The following is a 3,358-nucleotide window of genomic DNA, read 5'->3' as shown; positions in this document are numbered from 1 at the left end:
CGCTAGGGCTGTCGGCGGGCTTCCTCGAGCCGCTGGAATCCACCAGCATCCACCTCATCCAGTCAGGCATCGGGCGCCTGCTACAGATGTTTCCGGACCGGAATTTCAACCAGGTCGATATCGACCGCTATAACCGGATCACGACCTTCGAATTCGAGCGGATCCGTGACTTCCTGATCCTGCACTACAATGCCACTCAGCGCGACGACACAGAGTTCTGGAATTATGTGCGCACCATGCCGATCCCGGATTATCTCGAGGACAAGATCCGCCTGTTCAAAAGCTATGGCCGCATCTTCCGGGAGAATGACGAGCTGTTCAACGATACCAGCTGGTTCTCCGTCATGATCGGCCAGAGATTGCGCCCGGACGCCTATGACCCGGTCGCCGATGTCCAGTCAGCAGCAGAGACCGCCGAGCGGATTGGCAAGATCAAGGCCGCGATCAATGCGTCGGCCGATTACATGCCGCTACATGCCGACTTCATCAATGAACATTGCCGCGCCGAAGATCTCGAAACCGTCTGATCAGCGAGGGGCGGCCTCGGCATAAAGGCCGAAGGTTGCGCCGACGAAACCGCCCGCAACCTGCGTGGACAGGATCGTGCCGTCGAGGTCGGTGGCGATGTCGGTCCAGGGCTCATCCCTGCCATGCCGGAACGCGAAATCATATTCGTCCTGCCGCGCTGTGATCCTGAGCTGCACGGGCGCACCGACTTCAACTGAGAGGGGCGAGCGGTCTATGATCGTGCCTTCGACGGGATCATCCGGTCCGGCCCGGCGGCGAAGGAGGAGTTCGGGCTCGCCAGTCTCATCAAGGCCAATGCCGAGCGCATAGAAATAGTCGTCGCTTTGCAGGATGGCGAGGCCGGCTTCATCGCCGGATTTTTCTGGTGAGAAGCGGATTTCGGTTGTTCCAACCGCGTTCTGATGCTGCTGGCGCCGGCCGAGATAGGACGGCTGTTCGCCCGAGCCGAGCGCGACGGGGCGGGCATCCAGGGTCAGATCGCTGTCGGACAGCGTCCACCAGTCAGACTTTGGTACGCGCAGCGTCATCCAGTGAAACGGCAGGCTTGCCCCGTCGAAATCCTCGCGAAGCGAGAAATTTCCCGACATCGGCATGTGCTCCCCAATTGTGCCGAGTGGGGCAGGGCGGGTGTCCATATTGTAGTGCACTTCTTCGTCGCCTTCGAGGATGACTGGCCAGCCATTCTTCCATTTGACCGGCATCAGGAAAGTCTCGCGGCCGGTATTGTAGAGGTCGCCCTCATAGGGCCGCACGCCGAGGAAGGTCGCCCACCAGTTGCCGTCTGCGTCCTGGACCAGGTCTGCATGGCCGACGGAAGTGATCGGGTTGGGCCTGTCCGGAGCAAGATGGCGCTGGGTGAGGATGGGGTTTTTCTCATAGGGCTCGTACGGCCCCGTCAGCTCTTTCGAGCGCAGCACGACCTGTGAATGGTCGACGGCGGTGCCGCCTTCAGCTGCGCTCAGATAGTACCCTCCGTCGACATGATAGATGTGCGGGCCTTCAATCCAGATCGGCTTGTCTTCGGGGCGCACGCCGCCATCGATCAGCACGATGGGTTCTGAAATGGACTGGAAGGTCTCGGGGTCGATCTGGCGAAACCAGATGGCGCGGTGGCCGGAATAGGTCGACCCGCCGGGCGGTTCGTCATTGTTCATGATCCAGACCGAGCCGTCTTCCTCGAAGAAGAGGGAAGGGTCGATGCCGCCCACGTCTGGCAGCCAGACCGGGTCCGACCAGGGGCCGGCAGGGTCGGTGGCGGTGACGATGAAATTGCCGCCGCAATCGACGCAGGTATTGGCGACGTAGAAGATCCCGTCATGATATTCGATGGTCGGCGCAAAGACGCCGCGCGACAGGCCGAGCCCGTCGAAATCGAGCATCCCGGGCCGGTCTATGACGTTGCCGATCTGCTCCCAGTGGACGAGGTCCTTGCTGTGGAAGACCGGAATGCCGGGGAAATAGGAAAAGGTCGAATGGACGAGATAGTAACCGTCCGGGCCGCGGGTGATACTCGGGTCCGGATAGAAGCCGGCAAGAACAGGGTTGAGATAGCCATCAGGCCCAGGCGGCCGGCTGAAGGCGGGGTCGTCACCGGTGTATTGGAACCAGCTGAAGCTCGCTTGCGGCGCGGAAGCCTGCTCATTCGAGGCCATATCCGAAGGTTGCGTCGAACAAGCGGCGAAGGCCAAGAGCGAAAGGGCAGGCAACAAGCTTCTTGAAAACATCGTACGGCCCCCTCCCATGAGGCCAGGAATTCTGCGGGACGGACTGGACCCGCCCGTGATCTATTGTTAGCGTTATCATATAGTTCGAAAGAGCCAAGGCAAGACCTGGCCGAATGCTATGCCAAGGGAGAAGGCCTCGTGACAAAACTATCAAGACGTGAATGGTTGAAAATGGGGGCCGGCGCTTCGGCATGGGCCGGGCTTGGCGGCTGCGTGACGGCTGGCGAGAGCACTTCAGTGGACGCCGCAACGGGGCCTGGCCTGCATGTGCTCGCGGCCGAGAAGGGCATCCGTTTTGGCTCTGCCATGGGGGCGGGCCAGCTCGATGACCCTCAATACCTCGACATCATCCGGCGTGAATGTGCCACCATCGTCGCTGAGAATGAGCACAAATGGTATACGATCTATCCAGAGCCGGACGTGGTCAATTTCGACCCGGCCGACCGGCTGGTCAGCTTCGCCAAGGACAATGGCCTGACCATGCGCGGGCACACGCTGCTCTGGCACCGCGAGAAATGGTCGCCGGAATGGGTCAACAATCTGGAGTTTGCGAGCGCCGCCGAAACGGAGAAATTCGTCGGCCCGCGCATCGCCCAGGTGGCCTCGCGCTATCACCCCTTCATCTATTCCTGGGACGTGGTGAACGAAGCGATCAGCGACGAGACGGGCGAATTCCGGCAAACTTCGCTGTCGAAGAAAATGGGCGAGGAACTGATCGATTTCTGCTTTGCCGTCGCCAAGGAAAACGCCCCGGATGCGAAGCTGGTCTATAATGATTTCATGAGCTGGGAGAAAACCAGCACGGCGCACCGCAAGGGCGTGCTGCAATTTCTCGAACGGCTCCTGTCGCGCGGCGTGCCGGTCGATGGGCTCGGCATGCAGAGCCATTCCAATTATGAAATGCCCGGCGAGTTTACCGCCGAGAAGCAGCGCGACTGGATCGCCTTCTGCGACGAGGTCGTCGATATGGGGCTCGAACTCTACATCACCGAATTCGACGTTAACGACACCCGGATGCGGCCCGATATTGCCTATCGTGACAGGCTGATCAGCGAATATACGCGCCGCTATTTCGATCTGATGCTGCAATACCCTCAGCTCAAGGA

At 60.3% G+C, this 3,358-nt stretch carries 3 protein-coding genes; 2 read left to right on the top strand and 1 reads right to left on the bottom strand.

Features of this window, described 5'->3' with window-relative positions; translation table 11 throughout:
- The coding region (locus tag WA989_RS09940) for a tryptophan 7-halogenase (RefSeq protein WP_424340344.1) at nt 1-527 on the top strand (527 nt) is incomplete at its 5' end.
- Here the strand turns inward: WA989_RS09940 and WA989_RS09935 are convergent.
- Nucleotides 528-2,180, bottom strand: a complete 1,653-nt coding sequence (locus tag WA989_RS09935; RefSeq protein WP_424340343.1) for a glycoside hydrolase family 43 protein — start codon at nt 2,178-2,180, stop codon at nt 528-530.
- Between the two features lie 210 nt (nt 2,181-2,390).
- Here WA989_RS09935 and WA989_RS09930 point away from each other — a divergent pair.
- A partial coding sequence (locus tag WA989_RS09930; protein ID WP_424340342.1) for an endo-1,4-beta-xylanase occupies nt 2,391-3,358 on the top strand: 968 nt, incomplete at its 3' end.

Origin of the sequence: Henriciella sp., from assembly GCF_049649345.1 — a bacterium.
In the GTDB taxonomy this organism is placed as follows: domain Bacteria; phylum Pseudomonadota; class Alphaproteobacteria; order Caulobacterales; family Hyphomonadaceae; genus Henriciella.
The sequence above is the reverse complement of the archived record's forward strand: the minus strand, read 5'-3'. Positions and strand labels throughout refer to the sequence as shown.